Source organism: Streptomyces sp. NPDC104226, from assembly GCF_055584085.1.
Genome location: NZ_JBVJMS010000002.1, coordinates 413,212 through 435,032, shown reverse-complemented (window position 1 = coordinate 435,032; position 21,821 = coordinate 413,212). Strand labels below are relative to the sequence as shown.

Annotated in this window: 19 protein-coding genes; 10 read left to right on the top strand and 9 right to left on the bottom strand. The window is 72.6% G+C overall.

The window, feature by feature from the left end:
* Positions 1-19: 19 nt before the first annotated feature.
* The 4 genes from ACZ60J_RS07275 to ACZ60J_RS07260 all read right to left on the bottom strand — a co-directional run bounded on the left by ACZ60J_RS07275 (position 20) and on the right by ACZ60J_RS07260 (position 4,653).
* Positions 20-1,324 (bottom strand): sensor histidine kinase, encoded by a 1,305-nt coding sequence (locus ACZ60J_RS07275; RefSeq protein ID WP_469679464.1) that lies wholly within the window; start codon positions 1,322-1,324, stop codon positions 20-22.
* Positions 1,325-1,386: 62 nt separating this feature from the next.
* Entirely contained in the window at positions 1,387-2,712 is a 1,326-nt protein-coding gene (locus ACZ60J_RS07270; protein ID WP_469679463.1) for an ABC transporter permease, read from the bottom strand.
* Positions 2,709-3,416, bottom strand: coding sequence for an ABC transporter ATP-binding protein (locus tag ACZ60J_RS07265; protein WP_469679462.1), 708 nt, complete (start codon positions 3,414-3,416; stop codon positions 2,709-2,711). The genes ACZ60J_RS07270 and ACZ60J_RS07265 overlap by 4 nt, the downstream gene beginning before the upstream one ends.
* A gap of 517 nt (positions 3,417-3,933) precedes the next feature.
* Entirely contained in the window at positions 3,934-4,653 is a 720-nt protein-coding gene (locus tag ACZ60J_RS07260; protein WP_469679461.1) for an NADPH-dependent F420 reductase, read from the bottom strand.
* 93 nt (positions 4,654-4,746) lie between these two features.
* Here ACZ60J_RS07260 and ACZ60J_RS07255 point away from each other — a divergent pair, with 93 nt between their 5' ends.
* Positions 4,747-5,706, top strand: coding sequence for a helix-turn-helix transcriptional regulator (locus ACZ60J_RS07255; protein WP_469679460.1), 960 nt, complete (start codon positions 4,747-4,749; stop codon positions 5,704-5,706).
* A gap of 67 nt (positions 5,707-5,773) precedes the next feature.
* On the opposite strand, the gene ACZ60J_RS07250 is transcribed toward ACZ60J_RS07255, so the two are convergent.
* Both ACZ60J_RS07250 and ACZ60J_RS07245 read right to left on the bottom strand, forming a co-directional pair.
* A complete protein-coding gene (locus ACZ60J_RS07250) occupies positions 5,774-5,905 on the bottom strand; it encodes a hypothetical protein (RefSeq protein ID WP_469679459.1) in 132 nt (43 codons plus the stop codon).
* A 47-nt stretch (positions 5,906-5,952) separates the two neighbouring features.
* The gene (locus ACZ60J_RS07245; RefSeq protein ID WP_469679458.1) at positions 5,953-6,396 is read right to left on the bottom strand and encodes a hypothetical protein; all 444 of its coding nucleotides are present in this window, start codon (positions 6,394-6,396) and stop codon (positions 5,953-5,955) included.
* Positions 6,397-6,695: 299 nt separating this feature from the next.
* Here ACZ60J_RS07245 and ACZ60J_RS07240 point away from each other — a divergent pair, with 299 nt between their 5' ends.
* Positions 6,696-10,205 (top strand): DNA polymerase III subunit alpha, encoded by a 3,510-nt coding sequence (locus ACZ60J_RS07240; protein ID WP_469679457.1) that lies wholly within the window; start codon positions 6,696-6,698, stop codon positions 10,203-10,205.
* Positions 10,206-10,210: 5 nt separating this feature from the next.
* Positions 10,211-11,284 (top strand): DNA polymerase Y family protein, encoded by a 1,074-nt coding sequence (locus ACZ60J_RS07235; protein WP_469679456.1) that lies wholly within the window; start codon positions 10,211-10,213, stop codon positions 11,282-11,284.
* Positions 11,285-11,456: 172 nt separating this feature from the next.
* Here the strand turns inward: ACZ60J_RS07235 and ACZ60J_RS07230 are convergent, their stop codons facing one another.
* Positions 11,457-11,804: a hypothetical protein gene (locus ACZ60J_RS07230; RefSeq protein ID WP_469679455.1), complete on the bottom strand. Its 348-nt coding sequence runs from the start codon at positions 11,802-11,804 to the stop codon at positions 11,457-11,459.
* Between the two features lie 6 nt (positions 11,805-11,810).
* Here ACZ60J_RS07230 and ACZ60J_RS07225 point away from each other — a divergent pair, with 6 nt between their 5' ends.
* The 4 genes from ACZ60J_RS07225 (at position 11,811) to ACZ60J_RS07210 (ending at position 16,880) form a co-directional block, all read left to right on the top strand.
* Positions 11,811-13,730 (top strand): HelD family protein, encoded by a 1,920-nt coding sequence (locus ACZ60J_RS07225; RefSeq protein ID WP_469679454.1) that lies wholly within the window; start codon positions 11,811-11,813, stop codon positions 13,728-13,730.
* 157 nt (positions 13,731-13,887) lie between these two features.
* Positions 13,888-15,195, top strand: a complete 1,308-nt coding sequence (locus tag ACZ60J_RS07220) for a M14 family zinc carboxypeptidase (protein ID WP_469679453.1) — start codon at positions 13,888-13,890, stop codon at positions 15,193-15,195.
* 142 nt (positions 15,196-15,337) lie between these two features.
* Positions 15,338-16,255: a MurR/RpiR family transcriptional regulator gene (locus tag ACZ60J_RS07215; protein WP_469679452.1), complete on the top strand. Its 918-nt coding sequence runs from the start codon at positions 15,338-15,340 to the stop codon at positions 16,253-16,255.
* A 424-nt stretch (positions 16,256-16,679) separates the two neighbouring features.
* The gene (locus tag ACZ60J_RS07210; protein ID WP_469679451.1) at positions 16,680-16,880 is read left to right on the top strand and encodes a hypothetical protein; all 201 of its coding nucleotides are present in this window, start codon (positions 16,680-16,682) and stop codon (positions 16,878-16,880) included.
* A 61-nt stretch (positions 16,881-16,941) separates the two neighbouring features.
* On the opposite strand, the gene ACZ60J_RS07205 is transcribed toward ACZ60J_RS07210, so the two are convergent.
* Entirely contained in the window at positions 16,942-17,427 is a 486-nt protein-coding gene (locus tag ACZ60J_RS07205; protein ID WP_469679450.1) for a peroxiredoxin family protein, read from the bottom strand.
* Positions 17,428-17,486: 59 nt separating this feature from the next.
* A complete protein-coding gene (locus ACZ60J_RS07200; protein WP_469679449.1) occupies positions 17,487-19,052 on the bottom strand; it encodes an oleate hydratase in 1,566 nt (521 codons plus the stop codon).
* 332 nt (positions 19,053-19,384) lie between these two features.
* Between ACZ60J_RS07200 and ACZ60J_RS07195 the strand changes: the two genes are divergently transcribed.
* From ACZ60J_RS07195 to ACZ60J_RS07185, 3 genes are all read left to right on the top strand, one after another.
* Positions 19,385-19,684, top strand: coding sequence for a hypothetical protein (locus ACZ60J_RS07195; protein ID WP_469679448.1), 300 nt, complete (start codon positions 19,385-19,387; stop codon positions 19,682-19,684).
* A 54-nt stretch (positions 19,685-19,738) separates the two neighbouring features.
* Positions 19,739-20,323 (top strand): TetR/AcrR family transcriptional regulator, encoded by a 585-nt coding sequence (locus tag ACZ60J_RS07190; RefSeq protein ID WP_469679447.1) that lies wholly within the window; start codon positions 19,739-19,741, stop codon positions 20,321-20,323.
* A 93-nt stretch (positions 20,324-20,416) separates the two neighbouring features.
* Positions 20,417-21,796: an MFS transporter gene (locus ACZ60J_RS07185; protein WP_469679446.1), complete on the top strand. Its 1,380-nt coding sequence runs from the start codon at positions 20,417-20,419 to the stop codon at positions 21,794-21,796.
* The last annotated feature ends 25 nt before the right edge of the window (positions 21,797-21,821 follow it).

Here is a 21,821-nt window from a genome sequence, read left to right as displayed (position 1 = left end):
GCACACCACCTGGTGGTCTTCAGGCATGGAGCGGGAGCCTCACGTTGATGGTGGTGGGACCCCCATGGGGGCTGTGGATGCTCAGTTCACCGTCGACCGTGCGTGCGCGCTGAGCCAGTCCGGTCAGACCGCCGTCATGGGTGAGGTGCGCGCCGCCGCGGCCGTCGTCGCCGACCCTCAGACGCAGTGTCCCGTCCCCGGTGGACACCTCGATGCTGCAGGCACGCGCCCCGCTGTGTTTGATGGCGTTGGCGAGCAGCTCGGACACGCAGTAGTAGGCCAGGGCCTCGATGGCAGGGGTGGGGCGGTCGGTGACGTCCACAGTCACGTCGACGGGCAGCGCGGCCCGTGCGGCGAGCGTGGTCAGGGCGTCCGGCAGGCCGGCGTCGAGGGCCGGCGGATGCAGGCCTCGGGAGAGGTCTCGCAGCTCGGTCAGGGCTTCGGCGGCGTTGTCACGGGCGGTCTCGACCAAGCGGTGCAGCTCGGGACGGTCGCGGTCGTCGAGCTGCTCGCGCACCATGTCCAGGCTCATCGCCAGGGCCGCGAGGCGGACCTGCGCGCCGTCGTGGAGGTCGCGCTCGAGACGGCGTAGCCGCTCGGCGGCGTCGTCGACGGCTAGGGCGCGTGTCTCCTCCAGGGTGCGTACCCGCTCGTCGAAGGCGGCTGGACCGAGCAGGGCGCGCAGGAGCTGGCGGTCCAGGACGACGACGGCACGGGTGAGCCAGGGCGCGGCCAGCAGGATCGCGCAGCCGAAAGCGGTCGCCACGAAGGCGGCGCCGAGCGAGTGCGGGCTCAGCCTGAGACCGGGAAAGGGCGAGAGCAGGCTGAAGTCGTGCTGCCCGGCCGCCCAGCGCAGCGGCGCGATGACGTGCAGCGCGCCGATCACCCAGCACGACACCGCCCACAGCCCGAGGGCCGCTACCGGCAGCTTCACCATGACGTACGCCACCGCGCGCCACGCGGTGACGTCCTGGAGGCGTGCCTTGATGCCCTTGGCTCGTCCGCAGCCGGCTTGCGGCCGGTGCGGTGCTGCGATGTGCTCGCCGAGCAGCTGCCGGGCGAGGCGGCGCTGCAGTGTCCCCATGCCCCGGGCGAGTGAGAGGCCGGCCACCAGGAAGAGCAGGCCGGGCACCGCGCCGAGCACGGTGAGGGTGAGAGCACAGCCGAGGGCCACGAGGATCACGGCGATGAGGGTGAATCCCACCAGGTTGGGGATGAAGGACAGCAGGCAGTACGCCGTCTCCTGCCACGCCTGCCGTGAGAACGGCGCGGTCAGTGCGGCCCGGAGGGCCGATACGGTGCGGGTGGCGCGTGGTTCACTCATCGCACCGTCCTCTCCTGCCTTCCTTGACCCCGCGGGCCCATGGCCTTGGTCATGGCGGCTCCTCATGCGCTGCGCCGGGCAACGCCGTCGATGGGCCGTACGCGCAGCATCCGCGCCAGCGGTGCGCAGTACGCGGCCAGGACGAGAGCGGCCCCGCTGACCAGCATCGCCGCCCAGACCCAGACCGGCAGTCCCGACACCGGCGTGCCGACCTTCTGCCCCAGCGGGACGAGGACCGCGAGCGCGGCCAGCGTTCCGGCGCCCAGGCCCGCGAGGGCCGTGATCGCGCTCTCGGCCACCACGACTGCCGTGACCTGCCGCTTCTGGGCACCCACTATCCGCAGAAGGGAGAACTCGCGCAGCCTCTCCAGGGTCAGCATCACCAGCGTGTTCGCGGCCACGACCGCGGTGAAGCCCGCGTAGAGGAGGGTTCCGAACACCGCCATCCGGTCCATCTCCGCGGCCCCGGCCAGCGTCACGAACTGGGCCACCGCGAAGGCCGTCATCATCGCGATCGGTGTGATCGCCGCCGCGAGGCGGCGCGAGCGTGCACGGGCCCCCGCAATGGCCAGCTCACCGGCCACACCTGCGTAGCGGCGGAGCAGCGGCGTGGCGACGGCGGTCGCCAACCGCCCGATCCAGGGGCCGCCCAGGCCGATCGCGACGAGGTAGGCGAGCAGCACGACGGGGATCTCGGACCCCGCGTCCTTGGCCGGGCTCACGCCCGCGATCACCGAAAGCACGCACGCACCCGTGAGGAAGACCAGTGACGCGGCGGCACGGATTCGGCCGGACCGGCCGCTGCCCGGTACCGCCGAATCGGCCAGGGCCGCTGACGGGCGGATTCGCGAGGCGCGCCAGGCTGCGATCTTCCCGCCCAGCTGGGAACAGACCACCAGGACACCGGCCGTGGTGAACAGGGGGATCAGGCCGACACCCATCACCATGCCATCGGGGGCCATGCCGCCCGCGGCCAAGCCGTCGAACCAGATGTGGGCGAGCAGCGCGCCGAGCCCGTAACCGACGGGCAGCGCGAGCAGCGAGATCCACAGCGCCTCCATCGCCACCATGCGACGGATCTGCTTCGGTTCGGCACCGATCGCCCGCAGCAGCGCGCTCTCGCGGCCGCGCTGGGCCACGGCCAGGGACATCACCTGGCCGATGACGAAGATGGCCATGTAGACGGTGAGGTTGCTGAAGGCGATGCCCGTGTCGTAGAGCTCGGCCTGCTGTGGGGAGGCGGGCACGCGCGAGGCGGACACGGCCATGGCCACGCAGGCGGTGGTGATCGTGGCCGAGAAGACCAGGGCAGCGAACGTACCGGCGAATGCGGAGGGACGGGCCTTTACCGAGGCTGTGGCCAGCCCCGTCGGTTTGAACAGGCTCATGCTCGCACCCCTGCGGCGGGCAGGGCCGAAGTGGTGTCCTGGACCAGGCGGCCCTGCGAGAGCCGCAGCAGACGGTCCGCCGTGCCCGCCACCGCCGGATCGTGGGTGACGACGACGACCGTCGCCGCGTGCTCGCTGACCGCTTCGCGCAGCAGAGCGAGGACCCCGGAGGCGGTCTCTTGGTCGAGCGCTCCCGTGGGCTCATCCGCGAAGACGATGTCCGGCTCCGTGATGAGCGCGCGGGCGATCGCGACGCGCTGTTGCTGTCCGCCGGACAGCTCGTCGGGCCGCCGGTTCTCGCATCCGTCGAGGCCGACGCGGGCCAGCATGCGGCGTGCCCGCTCGGGGTCGCGCGGCTTGCCGTCGAGGCGCAGTGGGAGCAGCACGTTCTCCTGCACGGTCAGCGCGGGCAGCAGGTTGAAGGACTGGAACACGAAGCCGATGCGCCCACGCCGCAGCCGGGTCAACTCACGCTCCCGCATCCCGCTGATCTCCCGACCGGCCAGCCGCACAGTGCCCGAGGTCGGCCGGTCCAGCCCGGCCGCGCACTGCAGGAAGGTCGACTTGCCGGAACCGGAGGGCCCCACGACCGCAATGAGGGTGCCGGCCTGCAAGCGGACGTCGAGATCACGCAGTGCATGGACGGCGTCCGGCCCGCGGCCGTAGCTGCGGCAGACGTGATCCAGTTCGAGAACGACGTTCATGGGGTCCTTGCTGATGTGCCGGCGATACGGCTCCTGATCTGACGCGTTCCACGCTATGGACCGGGTACCGACGCCGTAACGGGGCTGTCCTCCGAGACCTCTGGGGGAAAACCCCCAGAGAGGCCGGGCCCGGCTCCACACAGCGGCGGATTGCGAGACTCGTCGCGGCATAGGTACCGGGCGGAACGCTGAGGTGTCTTGCGGCGTCGTGCGGCCTCCAGCCGGTGGCCATCTGCACCAAGCGGATTGCCGCGCCGCTTCGGTGCCCAGGGCGGCGGCGTAGAGGTCGGCCAGCTCGCGGCCGTCGCGGGCCACATGGCGTGGCACATGATCGTGCCGTCCAGGGGTGCCGGGCCGGTGCGGGTCAAGAGGGTTCTCCATCTGGTGGCACGGCCCCTTGAGGGCAGGGGTGCGATGGCAGGGCTGAGCGGCGACCCGACCCCGCATCTGTGGCGGCAGGGTCGGTACGCGGCGGGTTGTCCGGCTCAGCGGGGCGGCCGGGTGCGGGCGGGGTGGGTCAGCGCACGACCTTGATGCCGAAGTGGCCGCCGAACTGCTGGCCGAGGCCGAAGCCGATGGCGGAGTGCATGTGGGCGTACATCTCCATGCCGCGGGCACACACCAGGGGGCCGAGGTCGAGAACATCGGTCCAGCCGTAGGACTTCAGCAGGTCGGTGGCCTGCTGCTTGGCTTCGGAGTGGTCGCCTGCGACGAACATGGTGTGGTCACCACCGCCGACGGAGGCCGGGTTGACGACGGTGGTCTGCTCCTGGGTGACGAAGCTCTTGACGACCTTCACCTCGGGCAGGGCGCGCTGGATCTGCTCGCCGAGGCTGTCGGTGTCGCAGGGGTCCAGCTTCGGCATGACGCCCCACGGGGTGGGCCAGGGGTGCTCGCTCTGGTGCCGGTAGAGGTAGGGGACGGCGTAGTCGATCAGCGTCTTGCCGGCGAGCCGGTCGGCGATGGCGGTCAGGGCAGCGACGGCGTTGTGGCCGTCGATGCCGTTGACGACCACCTCGTCGGCGGCTGCCGCCGCGTCCCCGAAGGACGCGAGGGTGATGCCGGAGTGCTCGGCGAGCCACTGGCCGTAGGGCACGTTGCCCATCATGTCCGGCTCGGTACGGGCAAGGGTGGCTTCCGGGTCCCGGGTGCCGACGAACACCTCGTACCCGAGCTCGACAAGCTTGCCCGCGTGCGCGCGTGCGCCCCCACCGGTGCCGAGGACTGCGATCTTCATGGGGATACCTTCCGTTTTGGTGCGCTTTGACAGCTCCACGGTAGGACCCTTTCAGGACAGGATCTGTCCTTTGACTCGGTCATAGTGGAGGTCATGACGAGCGACATGACCGGCCGGATGCTGCGCCTGCTGTCCCTGCTGCAGACCCGCCGGGAGTGGTCCGGTGCCGACCTCGCCGACCGCCTGGCGGTGACCGTCCGCACCGTCCGCCGCGACATCGACCGCCTGCGCGACCTGGGCTATCCCGTCGACAGCGCCCGCGGCCACGCCGGCGGCTACCGGCTCGCCGCCGGCACCGACCTGCCCCCGCTCCTCCTCGACGACGACGAGGCCGTCGCCATCGCCGTCGCCCTGCGCACCGCCGCAGGCGGCCTGACCGGCATCGAGGAGACCGCCCTGCGAGCCCTGGGCAAACTCGAACAGGTCCTTCCCCGCCGCCTGCGCGCCCAGGTCACCGCTCTCCAGCAAACCGTCGCCGGCATCCCCTGGGAGACCCGGGGCCCCCGCGCCGACCCCACCCTCCTGGCCACCCTTGCCGTTGCGTGCCGCGACCACGAGATCATCACCTTCGACTACGCCACCCGCACCGGCCGGGCCGCCCCGCGCCGTGTCGAACCACAGCACCTCGTCGCCTCCGGCGACCTGTGGTACCTCCTCGCTCACGACACCGACCGGGACGACTGGCGCATCTTCCGCCTGGACCGCATCACCGCCGTCACGGTCACCGGCCGCCGCGTTCCCGCCCGCGTTCCGCCCGGCGACGACCCCGCCGCCTTCGTCGCCGCGAAACTGTCCGCCGCCCCCACACGCCACCGCGCCATCGCCACCGTCCACGCCCCGGCCGACCACGTCCGCGCGCACACCCGCCACCTGGCCACCCGCATCCGCCCCGTCGACGAGGCCACCTGCATCGTCGACGCCTCCGACGATGCCCTCCCCCGCATCGCCCAGACCCTGACCGGTCTCCCCGCCGACTACACGCTCGACGCCGACCCCGACGTCCTGGACCACCTCCGCGCCACCGCCCACCGCACCTTGCACGCCACCGGATGACAGGTCCGGTATCTGCCCTGCGGCCCAGCTACGACGCTCAGGTTCTGAGCCGGGTGGCGTGCTCGGATCAGATGGTGCGGCCGAAGCGAGCGGCGAGGCGGTCGGCGTCCGGGGCGTCGGCGGGGGCGGGCTTCGACTGGCCGAACATGCCGGTGGCTCCGCGGACCGACTGAGCGCCGTACCTGGCACCGATGGACACCTGCGATGCACAGCGTGGGCCGCATGATCAAGGCCCGGTCGCTCTGCTCAGTACTTGATCTCTTTGGCCTCGTACCCTTCGAGCCCTGCCGCGGCGAGGGCGGGTACGAGGGCGTGCAAGTACCAGGCGAGGTCGGTGAACGCGGGCGCCGCCGGGATGTGCCGGCGGTCGATGCCGGGTGAGAAGAGGGCTTCCTTGCGGCCGGGCATGAACATGAACATCCCGCCGGTCCCGGCTTGCGGGTGGTAGACGTTGACGGCCACGGTGTACGGCAGGGTGCCGGGCGCGTCCAGGCGGACCAGGACCTCGTCGATGTCTTCGGGGGAGCTGGCGTACCACTCGTAGTTGTCATCCGCGTCGTTGATCATGTGGGCGACAACCCCGGCAGGGTCCTCAACCGACCAGCCCGCCCCGGTGAGGGCATCCACGACCGCGCGCACGGTGGTCGGGCGCGTGAACATGAAGTCGATGTCGGCGTCTCTGGATCCCACAAAGCCTCCGGTCAGCGTGGCGTAGCCACGCATGCTCACCCATGGAGCGCAGGGTCGTCGATCGATTTTCCATCAGGTCCGGGCGTCACAGTGCGCTGGGCTGCAATGGCGCCGCAGGGCCAACTGGAACGCTCAGTGCCAACAAGCGTGCTCTGCCAACTAGCGCGTTCAGTCACAGACACGCGGTGGGGATCATGCCGCGAACACGAAGAGTCGCGTTGTTCGAATTTTGTTCGATACGGTGGTCGTATCTGGTCAGGGTGGCTGGAAAGGGGTGGTCCGGCGATCGGAGGTGGCCCATGGGTGTGGGTGTGCACCTTCATGCCGCGAGTGGCTACTCGGCCCGGTACGGCGCCTCTCACCCTTCTGACCTGGTGAAACGTGCCGCCGAGCGGGGTGTCGGGACCCTTGCGCTCACCGATCGCGACACCGTCGCGGGGGCGGTCCGGTTCGCGAAGGCGGCGGCTCGGGCGGGGGTCCGGCCGGTGTTCGGGGTCGATGTCGCCGTCGGCCCTGCCGCTGGAACCGCCGTCCCCGTCGGGGCGCGACCGCGGACGCCCGCGCGGGGTGGTGCGTACGTCGTCGAGCCCTCGCTGCGGGTCACCCTCCTCGCGCAGGACGCCGGCGGATGGGCCAGGCTGTGCCGCCTGGTCTCCGCCGCTCACGGGGGAGCGGGGGAGGGCGCCGCCCCCGCCCCGCCCGTCGTGTCCTGGTCCGTGCTGGAGCGGTACGCGGACCAGGGGCTGGTGGTCATGCTCGGCCCCGTGTCCGAGCCCGTGCGCGCCCTCGCGGCCGGCCGGCCCGACCTGGCCGAGCGGCTGCTCGCCCCGTGGCGGGAGGTCGCGGGCCCGGGGCTGCGGCTGGAGGTGCTCTGGTACGGGCTGCCCGGCACGGGACCGGGATCGCTGCGGCTGGCCGCCCGCACGCTGGGGCTGGCCGACCGGCTCGGCATCCCGGCGGTCCTCACCAACGCCGTCCGCTACGCCGACCCCGCCCAGCACCGCATCGCCGACGTACTGGACTCCGCCCGGCTGCTGCGCCCCGTCGACCGCCGACGGCTGGACTGCGGCGAGCGCTGGCTGAAGGGGCCGGACGCGATGGCGTGCGCCGCCCAGCAGATCGCCGCGGCCACCGGCCCGGGCGCCGGCTCGGGCGCCGCCTCGGACCCGGCCCGGGCGGCGGAGCTGCTCGCGGAGACCGTGCGTACGGCAGAGCTGTGCACCGTCGACCCGGTGGCCGACCTCGGCATCGGCATCGGCCCCGCCCACGCGCGGTCCAGCTTCCCCGAGCCGCAGTCGGTGGGCGCCGGACCCGGACCGGACGAGGCCGCGGCCCTGCTGCGCCGGCGCTGTGCGGAGGGGATGTTCGCGCGCGGCCTGGACCGGGACCGGCAGGCGGTGCGGCGGCTGGAGTACGAGCTCGGCGTGATCGGGAAGCTGGGGTTCGAGTCCTACTTCCTGGCGGTCGCCCAGGTCGTCACGGACATCCGGGCCCTGGGCATCCGGGTCGCCGCCCGCGGATCCGGCGCCGGGAGCATGGTCAACCACGCCCTCTTCATCGCCACGGCCAACCCCCTCGAACACCACCTGCTCTTCGAACGCTTCCTCAGCGTCCGCCGCCGCTCGCTCCCCGACATCGACCTCGACGTGGAGTCGGCCCGCCGGCTGGAGGTCTACGACCGGATCATCGAACGGTTCGGCACCGAACGGGTGGCCGTCGCCTCGATGCCGGAGACCTACCGGGCCCGGCACGCCCTGCGCGACACGGGCCTCGCCCTCGGCCTGGCCCCGCAGACCGTCGACACGATCGCGAAGTCCTTCCCGCACATCCGGGCCTGCGACATCCGCGGCGCCCTCGCGGAGCTCCCCGAACTCAAGCAACTGGCCGCCGAGGCCGACTCGTACGGCCTGCTGTGGGAGCTGGCCGAAGGCCTGGACGCCCTGCCGCGCGGCTACGCCATGCACCCGTGCGGAGTGATCCTCTCCGACGCCGCCCTCCTGGACCGGCTCCCGGTGCAGCCCACCCCGGGCGGGCGGTACCCGATGGTCCAGGCGGACAAGGAGGACGTCGAAGACCTCGGGCTCGTGAAGCTCGACGTGCTCGGCGTGCGCATGCAGTCGGCGATGGCGCACGCCGTCGCCGAGATCTGCCGCACCACCGGCCGCCAGCTCGACCTCGACAACCCCGACCACGTCCGGCTGGACGACCCCGACGCGTTCGAGCTCATCAGGCAGGCCCGGACCGTGGGCATGTTCCAGCTGGAGAGCCCCGGCCAGCAGGACCTCGTCGGCCGCCTCCAGCCGCGCGGGGTCCAGGACGTCATCGCCGACATCAGCCTGTTCCGGCCCGGGCCGGTCAAGGGCGGCATGCCCGCCCTCTACATCGCCGCCCGGCACGGCGCCGCTCCCCGCTTCCCGCACCCCGACCTGGAGCCCGTACTCGCCGACACCTACGGCGTGACCATCTGGCACGAGCAGATCATCGACATCTTCGCGGTGATGACCGGCTGCGACCGGGCGCTCGGCGAGATCGCGCGCCGCGCCCTCGCGGGCCCCGACCGGCTGCCCCGGGTGGAGGCGTGGTTCCGTCAGCGGGCGGGCGCCCGCGGCTACGGCCGGGAGGTGCTCGACGAGGTGTGGGAGATCGTCGCCGCGTTCGGGGCGTACGGGTTCTGCCGTGCGCACGCCGTCGCCTTCGCCGTGCCCGCCCTCCAGTCGGCCTGGCTCAAGGCCCACCATCCCGCGGCCCTCTACGCCGGGCTGCTGGAGCACGACCCCGGGATGTGGCCCGCCCGCGTGATCGTCTCCGACGCCCGCCGCCACGGCGTGCCCGTGCTCCCCGTGGACGTCAACCACTCCGCGCCCGACCACCGCGTCGAGCGGACGGCGGACGGGGCCTGGGCGGTACGGCTCTCGCTGTCGACGGTGAAGGGAACCGGCGACGGGGAAGTGGCCCGCATCGCCGCCGGCCGGCCCTACGCCTCGCTGCAGGACTTCTGGGAGCGGGCCCGCCCGGCGCTCCCGACCGCCGAGCGCCTGATCCGGATCGGCGCCCTCGACGCCCTGCGCGGCCCCCTCACCCGCCGCGACCTCCTGCTCCAGGTCTCCGAGCTCCACCGCCACACCCGGGGGCGCGCGGTCGACGGACAACTCGCCCTCGGCGGGGCACTCGTCACCGCCGCACCGTCGGGGCTGCCGGAGATGACCAGCCGCGAAGCCCTCAACGCCGAGATCGAAGTCCTGTCGATCGACGTCTCCCAGCACCTCATGGAGCACCACCACCGGCTGCTCCGCGAGATCGGCGCCGTCGACTCCGCCCACCTGGGCGCGATGCGCCCCGGGCAGCGGGTCCTGGTCGCCGGAGTCCGCGCCTCGACGCAGACACCGCCGATCCCTTCGGGCAAGAGGGTCATCTTCGTGACCCTGGAGGACGGCCGGGGCCTCGTCGACATCGCGTTCTTCGAAGACAGCCACGCGGCCTGCGCCCACACGGTCTTCCACTCCGGTCTGCTCCTGGTCCGCGGCACCGTCGAGGCCCGCGGGCCGCGCCGCACGGTGGTCGGCCAGATGGTCTGGAACCTCGAGGAGATCGCGGCCGCCCGCCGCGACCAGGGCCCCGAAGCCGCACTCGCCCTGCTCGGCCGCGCCGACCCGGCCCCCACGCCCGCCCAGGGCCCCGCCCGGCCGCGCACCCTCGCCAACGGCACCAGCGGAGCCCGCCTCCACCCGTACGCGGACCTCCAGCCCGCGGGCACCCGCGCCGCCGACCTCACGTCCCTCGGCTACACCAGCCCCGGCTCGGCGGGGTGACCGCGGTGCAGCAGATCCTCCACGCCCAGTTCCACTTCCCCTACGGGACCGGCCCCGGCGCGGATCCGGGTGCGGACCCGCGGACGGATCCCGGTACGGATCTCGGCGCCGGCCCGGGCCCCGCCGCAGCCGCAGCCCCAGCCACCAGCCTCTACGCCCAACTCCTCGACATGGCGGCCGACATCACCCCCCGGGTCCAGCCGATCCCGCCCGACGCCGCCCACCTCGACATCACCGGAGCCCTGCGCTACTGGCAGCGCGACGCCGAGGCCCTGGCGGCCGTCCTGCGGATGCGGACCGTCGGGCTGCACGGCGTGCGGACGACCTGCGCGATCGCACCCAACCGGATGCTCGCCACGATGACGGCCGCCCTCACCCCCCTCGGCGCCACCACCGTCCTCGCCGAGGAGGAGGTCACCGCCTGGCTGCGCCCCCGCCCCGTCGCAGCGCTCTACGGAGTCGGCCCGGCCACCGCCGCCACCCTGGCCGCGTACGGGCTGCACACGATCGGAGACCTCGCCGACGCACCGCTGCCCACGCTGACCCGCATCTTCGGCTCGGCCACCGGCCGGGCCCTGCACGCCCGCGCCCAGGGCGAGGACCTCCGCCCGGTCGAGGCCCGCCCCGTCCCCAAGTCCCTGACCACCCACCACCCGTTCGAGGCCGACTGCCTCGACACGGACCTGCACCGCCGGGCCCTCCTCGACCTCGCGCACCGGCTCGGCGCCCGGCTCCGCGACGAGGAACAGGTGACCGCCGGCCTCGCCCTCACCGTCCGCTACGCCGACCGCACCACGACCACCCGCACCCGCACCCTGACCGAGCCCACCCACCACACCGGCCCCCTGGCGGGCGTCGCCTACGAGCTCTACGGTCTGCTCGGCCTCCAACGGGCCCGCGTACGCTCCTTCGACCTCCGCGCCGAAGCCCTGCGCCCCGCCTCGGAGGCCAGGCGCCAGCTCAGCCTCGACCCGGCCGACGAACGGGCCCTCGCCGTCGAGGCGGCCGCCGACCGGGCCCGGGAGCGCTACGGCCCCGACGCGGTCAAACCGGCGACCCTCGCCGCCCGCGCGCCGTAGGAGGCGCGGCGCACCGAGTGAATACCGCCCGTATATGAACACCACGCAAAAACACCCCGGACCGATTGACGGCCGGGGTGTTCGTCTGCGTATATTTGATGTTTCACATCAAGGCGGAGCCAAGACGTGAAAAAGCTTATGGGGACACCGTACCGCGTCAGGAGTGGAATTGTCAACCGAAGAACTCCGGAATGAACAGCAATTCATCACGGATCTCTACGTACGCCTCGACGACCTGCGTGACCAGGCCGAACGTGCCGTTCAGGGTGCGCTCAGGGAAGTCGGCAGCGGGTTCCAGGCGCGACTGGAACGGGACATCGTGGTCGCCGAACAGTCCGGTCTGCTTTCCGCTCTGAACTCCGGCGAAAGCGGCCTGTGTTTCGGCCGGCTGGAGTTCTCCGACGGCTCGGACCACCACATCGGCCGCATTGGAATCAGGCAGGGCGACCGGGAGCGCACCCCTCTCGTACTCGATTGGCGGGCCGATGTCGCTCGCCCGTTCTATCTCGCGACCGGTCATTCCCCCATGGGGCTGCGCCGGCGCCGCCACATCACCACCCGGGGCCGCGAGGTCACCGCCCTGCACGACGAGATCCTCGACCTCGCCGACACCGAACGCACCGGTCACGAGGGGACCGACGCGGACGCCGTGCTGCTCTCCGCACTCGACGCCGCCCGGACCGGCCGGATGCACGACATCGTGCAGACCATCCAGGCCGAGCAGGACCGCATCATCCGCTCCACCCACCGCGGCATCCTCGTCGTGGAGGGCGGCCCGGGCACCGGCAAGACCGCCGTGGCCCTGCACCGGGCGGCCTACCTGCTCTACGCCCACCGCGAGCTGCTCGCCAAGCGAGGCGTGCTGATCGTCGGGCCGAACCCGGCCTTCCTCGGCTACATCGGCCAGGTCCTGCCGGCCCTCGGCGAGACGGGGGTCCTGCTCGCCACCCCGGGCGAGCTGTTCCCCGGCGTGCGCGCCACCGCCGCCGACCACCCCGGCGCCGCCGCCGTCAAGGGGCGCGCGGAGATGGCCGGGATCCTCGCCCGCGTCGTGCGCGACCGGCAGGCGCTGCCGGAGACCGTGCCCGCGGGCAGCGGCGAGGACGCCGACGTGGTCCCCGAACCGGCCCTGGAGATCGACCACGACGACTACGGGACGCTGCTGCTCGACCGGACCATGGCCCACGATGCCCGCGACCGGGCCCGCGCCACCGGTCTGCCGCACAACCTGGCACGCCCCTACTTCGCCTTCCGGATCATCGACGCCCTGACCGAACAGCTCGCCGACCGGCTCGGCGCCGACCCCTACGGCGGCCCCAACCTGCTCGGCCCCGACGACGTCGCCCAGCTGGGCAAGGAGATCGCGACCAGCGCCGACGTGCACGCGGCCATCGACACGCTGTGGCCCCCGCTGACGCCCCGGCAGCTGATCGCCGACTACCTCGCCGAGCCCACGTACCTCCCCGAGCGGGAGGCCGCGCTGATCCGGCGTACGACGACGGGCGAGACGGACTGGACCCCGGCCGACGTCCCGCTGCTCGACGAGGCCGCCGAACTGCTGGGAGTCGACGACACCGCGCGACGCGCCGCCGAGGAGCGCGAGCGCCTCGAACGCGTCGCGTACGCACAGGGCGTCCTGGACCTGTCGGCCGGGTCGGAGTCGTACGAGTTCGAGGACGCGGAGAACGAGTACCTCGCGGCCCACGACATCATCGACGCCGAGCGGATGGCGGAGCGGCAGGAGGAGGCCGACCACCGCAGCGCGGCGGAACGGGCCGCCGCCGACCGCACCTGGGCCTTCGGGCACGTCATCGTGGACGAGGCGCAGGAACTGTCCGCGATGGCCTGGCGCCTGCTCATGAGGCGCTGCCCGACCCGTTCCATGACGCTGGTGGGCGACCCCGCCCAGACCGGGGACGAGGCCGGGTGCGGTTCCTGGCAGCAGATCCTGGCGCCCTACGTGGAAGACCGCTGGGAGCTCGTGCGCCTCGCCGTCAACTACCGCACGCCCGCCGAGATCATGGAGCTGGCGGCAGCCGTGCTCCGGGCCCGCCACCCGGGCTTCGAGCCGCCGAGCTCGGTCCGTTCCACGGGGCGGCCGCCCCGGGTGGAGCGGACCGGCGACCTGGCCGCGGCGGTGGCCGAGGCCGTTCGGGACGGCGCGCGGGCCGAAGGACGCCTCGCGGTGATCGCCCCGCGCCCGCTGCACGAGGAGCTGGCGGCCGCGTTGCCGGGCGTACGGGCGGGGGAGGAGCCCGACCTCACCCGCCCGGTGGTCCTGCTCGCACCGCGGCAGGCCAAGGGCCTGGAGTTCGACACGGTCGTCGTCGTGGAACCGGCGGACCACGAGCCCAGCGACCTCTACGTCGCCCTGACGCGCGCGACCCAGACCCTCACGGTGCTCCACACCGGCCGACTGCCGCAGGGCCTGGACGAGAAGCCGTAGGCAGCCGGGCGGGGATCCACGGACGGCGGATCCGCGGGCCGGCCCCTGCCGTCGGCAGGGGCGCGGTGTCCCGTACGGGAGGAACTCGCCCGGCCACCCGGGTGAGTTCGGGAGCGGGTCCCTGCCGTCGGGGTCCGGGGCGCGCTAGAACCGGGGAGTGATCGAGACGACGACGGCGCGCGGTCTCTCCGTGCTCGCCGCGACCCTGACGGCCGTGCTCGCGACGGTGCTGGCCCCCGGCCCGGTGCGGGCGGCCGAAGGGGTGCCCCGCACCGGCTTCGAGGCCACGTACGGAGCGCGGTGGACCACCGAGTCCCAGGAGCGGGACCTGCTCCACGCGGTCGGCCGGCACGGCGAGCACGCCGCCGGTACCGTCCGGACCATCGGGACGAGCGTGCGGGGCCGTCCGCTGCGCCTCGTGAGCCTGGGGCGGGGCCCGGTCACCGTCCTGCTGGTGTGCAGCCAGCACGGAGACGAACCGGCGGGGCGCGAGGCGTGCCTGAGCACCGTAGGGGACCTCGCCCGGGCCCGGGACGCGGCGGCCCGGCGCCTCCTGGAGACCATCACGCTGCTCGTGATCCCGACGGCCAACCCGGACGGACGGGCGGCCGGCACCCGAACCAACGCCGCGGGCACCGACATCAACCGCGACCACATGGCCCTGACCTCGCCCGAGGCGCGGGCCATGGCCGCCGTGCTGCGCGACCATCGGCCGCACCTCGTGTACGACCTGCACGAGTACCGGTCGACGCCGGGGACCTACGACAAGGACCTCTTCGACCTCTGGCCGCGCAATCCCAACACCGACCCGGCGGTGTACGCGGAGTCCCGGCTCCTGTCCGACGCGTACGTACGCCGGGCCGCCCGCTCGGCCGGCCACTCCACCGGGACCTACGGCATCCGCACCGACCCGGTGACCGGCGCCCCGGCCGGGCAGACCGCGGGTGACGGGCAGGAGCGGATCCTGCGCAACACGGCAGGCGTGAAGCACGCGGTCGCGCTGCTGATCGAAAGCCGCATCGAACCGCCCGCGGGCGCGGCCGGTGACGCGGAGAGGGCCAACGCGTCCCTCAACCACCGCCGCCGGGTCGACTCCCAACGTGCCGCCCTGCGCGGCCTGTTCGCCTACGTCTCCACGCGTGCGGGCCCCCTGGCGGCCGCCCCGGACGCGGCCCGCCGGACCGCGGGGAGCGTGCCGGGGCCGGTCGCGCTGGCCGGCGCCGACAACGCCCCCGCGACCGCCGCCGAGATCCTCGCCGACCCGCCCTGCGGCTACCGGCTCACCCCGGCACAGTACGCCGGTACCGGCGACCGCCTGGCCCTGCACGGCGTACGGGCCGTACCGACCGAAGGCGGCGGTGCGTTCGTCCCGCTGGACCAGCCCCTGCGGGCCCTCGTGGTGCTCCTCCTCGACGGCCGCGCCCCGTACCCGCTCACAACAGGCCAGCCCGTGCAGCAGTGCTGATGCCCAGTCAGCAAGGGCCGGTGCCGCGCATCCGCGGGCGCCGGGAGCGTGCGCACGGCCGCCTGCGGGGGAAGCGCGCTGGTCAGCCGGATGCCGTGAGCTATGTTGGGATCACTGAGCGGCACGAAAGGGAGGACCGGCGGTGTCATCGGGGCAGCAGGCGCGCGCACAGGCGGCAGCGATCACGCCGAGCGGGCAGGCGGTCGACCACGAGCGGGCCCCGGCCGACCGGGTCCGTTCCCTGTTCGACGGGCATCCCCTCTCGCCGGGGCAGCGCCGGATCGCCCAGTACCTCGTCGACCACCTCACCGAGGCGGCGTTCCTCTCGATCACCGAGCTCGCGGAACGGGCCGGGGTGAGCCAGCCCTCCGTGACCCGCTTCGCCGCGGCCCTCGGTTTCAGCGGGTACCCGGCCCTGCGCGACGTGCTCCAGCCGATCGCGCTCAGCGCGGTGGCCGGCACCCCGGACAGCCCCGAGCAGACGCGGCGCAACGAACTGCAGGCGGCCGTCGACGCCGAGATCGAGAACCTGCGCACCGTCCGCCAGCTGCTGGCCGACACCGACCAGGTGCTCGACATCGGGCGCGAGCTGGCCCGGTCGGTGCCGCTGACCGTCCTCGGCCTGCGGATCTCCGTCTCGCTGGCGGAGTACTTCGCGTACGCGGCCCGCCGGATCCACCCCGACGTGCGCCTGATCACCGGTGGCGGCAGCGTCGCCTCCGACGCACTGCTGCAGGCCCGTGCGGCGGGCGGCAGCTGGGTCCTGGCCTTCGCGATGCCCCGGCACGCCAAGGAGACCCTTGCGGCGCTGCGGGTGGCCCGCGGGGCGGGGCTGCGGATCGCGCTGATCACGGACCGGACGCTGGGGCCGCTGGTGGACGAGGCCGACGTGGCGCTGACGGCCGGCACCGGTTCGCGGCTGGTCTTCGACTCCTACGCGGCGCCGGGCGTCCTGTCCGCTGCGCTGCTCCAGGCGATGGCGGACGCGGACCCGGAGCGGACGCAGGCCCGGCTCGAGAGCTACGAGCAGGCCGCGGACCAGCACGGCTTCTTCCTCTGAGGGCTGCGGACAGCCGACGGCAAGGGTCGCGCAAGGGCCTGAGGTGCCATATTCACACCACCCTTACACATGAATATTTTCATACCCTTGCTTACTCGGCGGTATATATGTTTACTGATGGCGGCGCGGTCATCCGTCGAGATGCCAAGGGCGGTGTCCCCACACCGTCTTAGAACCGACGCCCGGCGTGACGTTTCTCCTCCTCACGTGACGCCAGGTGTTCCCGTCCGGCTTTCGGATCCCGCAGCGCCTCTGCGGCCTCGGCCAACCCCTGGGCCGAGGCCGCCCAGTACCTTCTCCACCGGCGGCCGGGACGTTCGGCCGATCGGCTTGCTCTCGGCTCCGCCCGGCGGTGTGACGGGACAGACGGGCGGAGCCTCTTTAGGTTCGAGGGTGCCCACAGCCCCCCTCGAAAGGTGGATCCATGCGTTCCGTCCGCTCCGCACTCGCCGTCGTCGCCGCCGGTGTCATCGTCCTCGGCTGCGCCTCCGCCGCCTCCGCCGATGTGACCGTCAACGCCCCGACCGAGAAGTCGTACACCCTCGTCTTCGGCGACTGGGTGCAGTTCGCCGCCGACGACGTGTTCAACGCGGGCCTCAACAACACGGTGGGCTCCAACAACTGAGCACGGGCTCAGGGGTCCCCGGCCGTCCGGCGCTCCGCCGGACGGCCGGGGACCCGGCGCGTCAGCCGGTGGTCACACCGGCGAGCTGCTCCGCGATGGTGTCCGCGGAAGGGAACCTCATGCCCAGGGCTCCGACGTGCTTCCAGTGCAGGGTGCCGTCCGGTGCGATGACGAAGACGGCCCGCCGCAGACCGATCACGGGAGCCGCGATGCCGAAGGCGCGGGCCACCTCGCGGTCGGTGTCGGCCAGCAACGGCATCCGCAGGCCGCGGGCCCGGGCGAAGGCCTCGTGGCTGTCGACGCCCTGCGGGCTGATGCCCCACACCTGGGCACCGCACGCGGAGAGCGCCTCCAGCCCGTCGGAGTAGGAGCACAACTGCTTCGTGCAGACGGGGGTGTTGTCGCCGGGGTAGAAGGCGAGAACGACCGGGTTCCCGCGCTGCTCGCCGAGCGCGTACTGCCCGCGGACGAACACGTCCTCGCTGAGCCGGCCGCCGGGGAGCGAGAAATCGCCCACCACATCGCCCACGTCCGGGATTCGGGTCACGATGGCCGCACCTCTCTGTCGTCTCTGTCGTCGAGGGGCGTACGGTACCCGACCGCGGCTCAGCGGCGGTGCATCGTGTGCAGGGCTTCGAGGAGCACCCTGGGGTCGTGGCCGCCCTTGTAGACCGGCGGCGGCTGCCGGTCCAGGTGCAGCAGCCGGGCCACGGCGGTCCACGCGGTGCGCACCGAGTACTCGACGGTGAACACCACGTCGTCGGGGACCTCGGCGTACTGGCCGATGAAGGCCAGGTTGGTGGAGCCCTCCGGGACGACCTCGGGCCGGTCGCCGGCCTTGCGCACCAGGAACTGGCTGGTGATGTACGGCATCAGGGCCGGAACGACGACCGAGGATTCCAGGATCTGCTCGCTCTGCTCCAGGCGCAGGTGTCCGAGGACCTCGGTGAGGATCTCGCGGCCCGTGCACTCGGCCATCGTCTTGTCCACGTGGTCGCCGGCCTTGTCCGGGAACAGGGCGTACCCCCACCAGACGTAGGTGCCCTCGGGCTGCTCGTGGAAGTGCGGCTGGTGGTTGAGGACGATGGTCAGCAGCCAGCCGGAGTCCTTGAAGGTGATCAGGCCGCCCTTGCCGGCCTCGCTGCCGGAGAACTCCTCCATGGCCTTGAAGAAGGTGGGGTCCTGGGAGGTGACGGTGAAGGAGCCCCAGGTGGAGTCCGCGACGGAGGAGTCGAAGACCGAAGGGTCGCCCAGGTGCGGGCGTTTGGCCGCCAGGGTCTGCCACAGGCGCCACGAGGCGTCCGGTGCGGAGGTGTCCAGGACGGCGGGGGTGTCGGTGGATCCCAGGGTGGAGTTCGCGGTCATCGATCCGTTGGTGACGAACACCAGGTCCCCGTCGGCGACGGGAATCCGCTCGGCCGAACCCTCCCGGGTGCAGGCGAGGGCGGTGACGGTGGTGCCCTCACCGGCGGCCAGCTCCACGTCGGTGACGGTGGTGTTCATCGTGAACACGACGCCCTTGCTCCGCAGCCAGCTCTGGAGCGGGCGCACGATCGAGTCGTACTGGTTGAAGCGGGTGCGGTAGATGCCCGACATGGTGTCGAAGGTCTTGAAGAGGTGCACGAACCGGTTGAGGTAGCGCCGGAACTCGATCGCCGAGTGCCAGGGCTCGAAGGCGAAGGTCGTGCACCACATGTACCAGAAGTTGGTGGTGAAGAACGCGGGGGTGAAGCAGTCGGAGATGCGCTTTCCGTCGAGCCGGGACTCGGGGGAGGCCACGCAGGCGACCAGGTCCAGACGGTCGCGCTCGGAGAACCCCATGGAACGGGTGTCCACCCGCAGGCCGGTGGAGTCGACCAGGCGGGCCTTGTCGTTCCAGGCGAAGTCCTCGTGGAAGGCGAAGGTGTCCTCGGTGACCGAGGTGCCCGGGGCGTCCAGCGAGGGGATGGAGCGCAGCAGGTCGTAGGTGCACTCGAAGTGCAGCTCGAACATCCGGCCGCCGCGCATGGTGTAGCCGTTCTCGGGGTCCCCGGCGGCGTCCAGGCTCCCGCCGGTGCGGCCCTGGGCCTCCAGGATCGTGATGTCCGATCCCGCGAACCCGCCCTCCCTGATCAGCAGCGCCGCTGCCGACAGGGAAGCGATGCCGGCACCCACCAGATAGGCCTTGGCCACGACGTGTCTCCTCGCCCCGGCCGTACGGGCCCCGGTCGGCCGTACGGTCACCCACCCAGGCCACCACCCCCCACGGCGGGTCGCGACCGGGGTGCGCCATTGGGCGGGTGCCGTGCCATCCGCATCGTGAGATGCGGTGTCACATGTCGGCGGCGGCGTGCCAGACTCTCCCGCATGCGCCAGCAGAAGATTAGCGCCGGCGTGCCGGCCCGGAGCTGAACTGAGACCACCCCAGCAGCCCACCGCCCGCACGCAGACCTCTCGCATCCGCGAGGGGTCTTCTTGTTTTCCGGGACCACGCACCTCCGCCCCAGGACAGGAGCCCACCCTTCATGACCCGCAGCGATGTTCTCCCCGCCGTCGACGACGCCGTGCGCACCGGCGACACCGCCTGCCACGCGCTGACCGTCACCGTCCGGGACGGCGGCCACGCCCTCACCCGCATCTCCGCGCTCCTGAACAACTTCTCCGTCAGGACGCTGTCCTTCAGGGCGGCCGAGGGCGGCGGGCTCGCCGTGTGCGAGATCGTGGTGCCCGAGGCGGACTCGCCGCGCGTCCAGGCCAAGCTCCGACGGTGCGTCGAGGTGGTCCAGCTGAGCGCCCACCCGGCGGGGGAGCCGCGGGTCATTTGAACGAACCGCACGGATTACTTGACTGACCGTTCCAGTATCCGTAGAGTACGGGATGTGGCCAGGACCAAGGAATTCGATCCGGACGCCGCGCTGCAGTCGGCTCTGGAGCTGTTCTGGCGGCGCGGCTACGAGGCGACGTCGATGGCGGACCTCGTGGAAGGGCTCGGCATCGGGCGGGCCAGCTTGTACGCCACCTTCGGGAACAAGCGCGAGCTCTATCTGAAGGCGCTGGACCGCTACAACGAGTACCGCGACCCCGGCCTGCTGCGCGAGCTGTCCCAGCCGGGGCCCGCGCTGCCGGCCGTGCGCACGGTGGTACGTCGCTTCGCCGCCGAATCGAGCACCGGCGACCTGCGGCAGACCGGCTGCTTCGTGACCAACACGGCCGCGGAGCTCGGTGCGCACGATCCGGACGCGGCCCGCAAGGTGGAAGCGAGCTGGAGTCACATCGAGACGCTGCTGCACTCGGCGCTCACCCGGGCCCAGGCCCAGGGCGAGCTGCCGGCGGACCGCGATCCGCGCACGCTCGCCAGCATGCTGCTGGTGCTCATGCAGGGCATGCGCGTCGTGGGCAAGGCCTCGCAGGACCCGGCCCGGGTACTGGCCGCCGCGGAGCAGGCCCTGGCCCTGCTCGACTGACCGCTGCACGACGTTTGACGCCTCCCTTCGGGGAGGTTCTTTTCAGGCTTCATTCTGGAACGTACGATCCAGTTCACATCATGAGGGGGAGTAATGGCCGTCACGCAGACCACACGCACCACGCAGACGCTCACCGCGTCCGGACCCAGGGCGGCCCGCCCGGCGCCCGGCCCGGCCTTCGCACTGCTCGGCACCGTGCAGATGACGCTGATCTTCGCGCTCACCTCGCTCATCGTGCCGCTGCCCGCGATCGGCCGCGAATTCACCCTGGGCCGCGACGACTTGCTGCTCCTCAGCGCCGCCTACGGACTGAGCTTCGCCGGCCTGCTGCTCTTCGGGGGCCGCCTCGCCGACCGGTTCGGCGGGCGACGGGTGCTCACCGCAGGACTGCTCCTCTTCGCCGCGGCCTCCCTCGCCGCACCGTTCGCCCAGGGGGCCGGGACCCTGCTCACCGCCCGCTTCGCCCAGGGTGTGGGCGCCGCGCTCACCGCACCGGCCGCCATGGCCGTCCTGCGGGCCGTCTTCCCCGAACCCGCCGCGTTCGGACGGGCGATGGCCACCTGGGGCGGACTGTCGGTGCTCGGCGCGACCGCCGGGAACCTGCTCTCCGGGGTCATCTCTGCCCTGAGCAGCTGGCGACTGGCCTTCGCCGTCCCGGTCGCCGTGGCCGCCGCCGCGCTGCTCCTCGCCCCCCGTCTGCTGCCCGCCACCCCGGAGGGCGAGGGCCGGTCCCTGGACCTGCCGGGCGCGCTGCTGGCCACCGCCGGGATCAGCCTCGCCAGCTACGGCTTCGTGCTCACGGACGTCCGGTCCTGGGGATCGCCGAACGTCCTGCTCGCCCTGGTCGTCGCGGCCGCGCTCCTGCTGGCCTTCCCGCTCGTCGAGCGCCGCGTCCGCGACCCGCTGCTCCCGCTCGGATTCCTCCGTGACCGGCGCCGGGGCCTCGCCCTCGCGGCCATCGGCCTCACCGCCGCCGGTACCGCGCTGACCTTCGTCCTGCTCTCGCTCCACCTCCAGCAGGAACTCGGCTGGTCGGCGCTGCGGACCTCGGCCGCGTTCCTCCCCTTCGCCGTGGTGCTCCTGGTGGCGGGCCGGGTGGCGGGTCCCCTCGTGGGCCGGTACGGGGCGCCCCGGGTCACCACCGCGGGCCTCGTGGTCGCCGCGGCCGGGCTGGCGCTCCTCGCACTCACCGGCCTGGCCGCGCAGATCCCGTACGCCTACGGCCTCCTCCCCGGCCTGCTCCTGCTGCCCGCCGGAGCGGCGGCCGCCTTCGCGGGGGCCGCGGTCCTCGCCACCGACGGGGTGGCGCCCCACCAGGCGGGACTCGCCGGCGGCGTCATGAACACCGCGATGGAGCTCGGCCCGACGGTCGTCTTCGCCGCCGTGCTCTCCCTGGGCTCCGACACGGTCTCCCTCGCCGCCACCGCGGTCGCCTTCGCCGCAGCGGCCTTCCTCAACACCCGCATCAAGTAACCGACGACACCCACATCAAGACCGA

Bases quoted from the DNA above. Each gene is read 5' to 3' on its own strand.
- ACZ60J_RS07275 (WP_469679464.1), bottom strand. From the start codon at position 1,324: ATGAGTGAACCACGCGCCACCCGCACCGTATCGGCCCTCCGGGCCGCA.
- ACZ60J_RS07270 (WP_469679463.1), bottom strand. From the start codon at position 2,712: ATGAGCCTGTTCAAACCGACGGGGCTGGCCACAGCCTCGGTAAAGGCC.
- ACZ60J_RS07265 (WP_469679462.1), bottom strand. From the start codon at position 3,416: ATGAACGTCGTTCTCGAACTGGATCACGTCTGCCGCAGCTACGGCCGC.
- ACZ60J_RS07260 (WP_469679461.1), bottom strand. From the start codon at position 4,653: ATGAAGATCGCAGTCCTCGGCACCGGTGGGGGCGCACGCGCGCACGCG.
- ACZ60J_RS07255 (WP_469679460.1), top strand. From the start codon at position 4,747: ATGACGAGCGACATGACCGGCCGGATGCTGCGCCTGCTGTCCCTGCTG.
- ACZ60J_RS07240 (WP_469679457.1), top strand. From the start codon at position 6,696: ATGGGTGTGGGTGTGCACCTTCATGCCGCGAGTGGCTACTCGGCCCGG.
- ACZ60J_RS07230 (WP_469679455.1), bottom strand. From the start codon at position 11,804: ATGACCGGTCGCGAGATAGAACGGGCGAGCGACATCGGCCCGCCAATC.
- ACZ60J_RS07225 (WP_469679454.1), top strand. From the start codon at position 11,811: ATGGGGCTGCGCCGGCGCCGCCACATCACCACCCGGGGCCGCGAGGTC.
- ACZ60J_RS07210 (WP_469679451.1), top strand. From the start codon at position 16,680: ATGCGTTCCGTCCGCTCCGCACTCGCCGTCGTCGCCGCCGGTGTCATC.
- ACZ60J_RS07195 (WP_469679448.1), top strand. From the start codon at position 19,385: ATGACCCGCAGCGATGTTCTCCCCGCCGTCGACGACGCCGTGCGCACC.
- ACZ60J_RS07185 (WP_469679446.1), top strand. From the start codon at position 20,417: ATGGCCGTCACGCAGACCACACGCACCACGCAGACGCTCACCGCGTCC.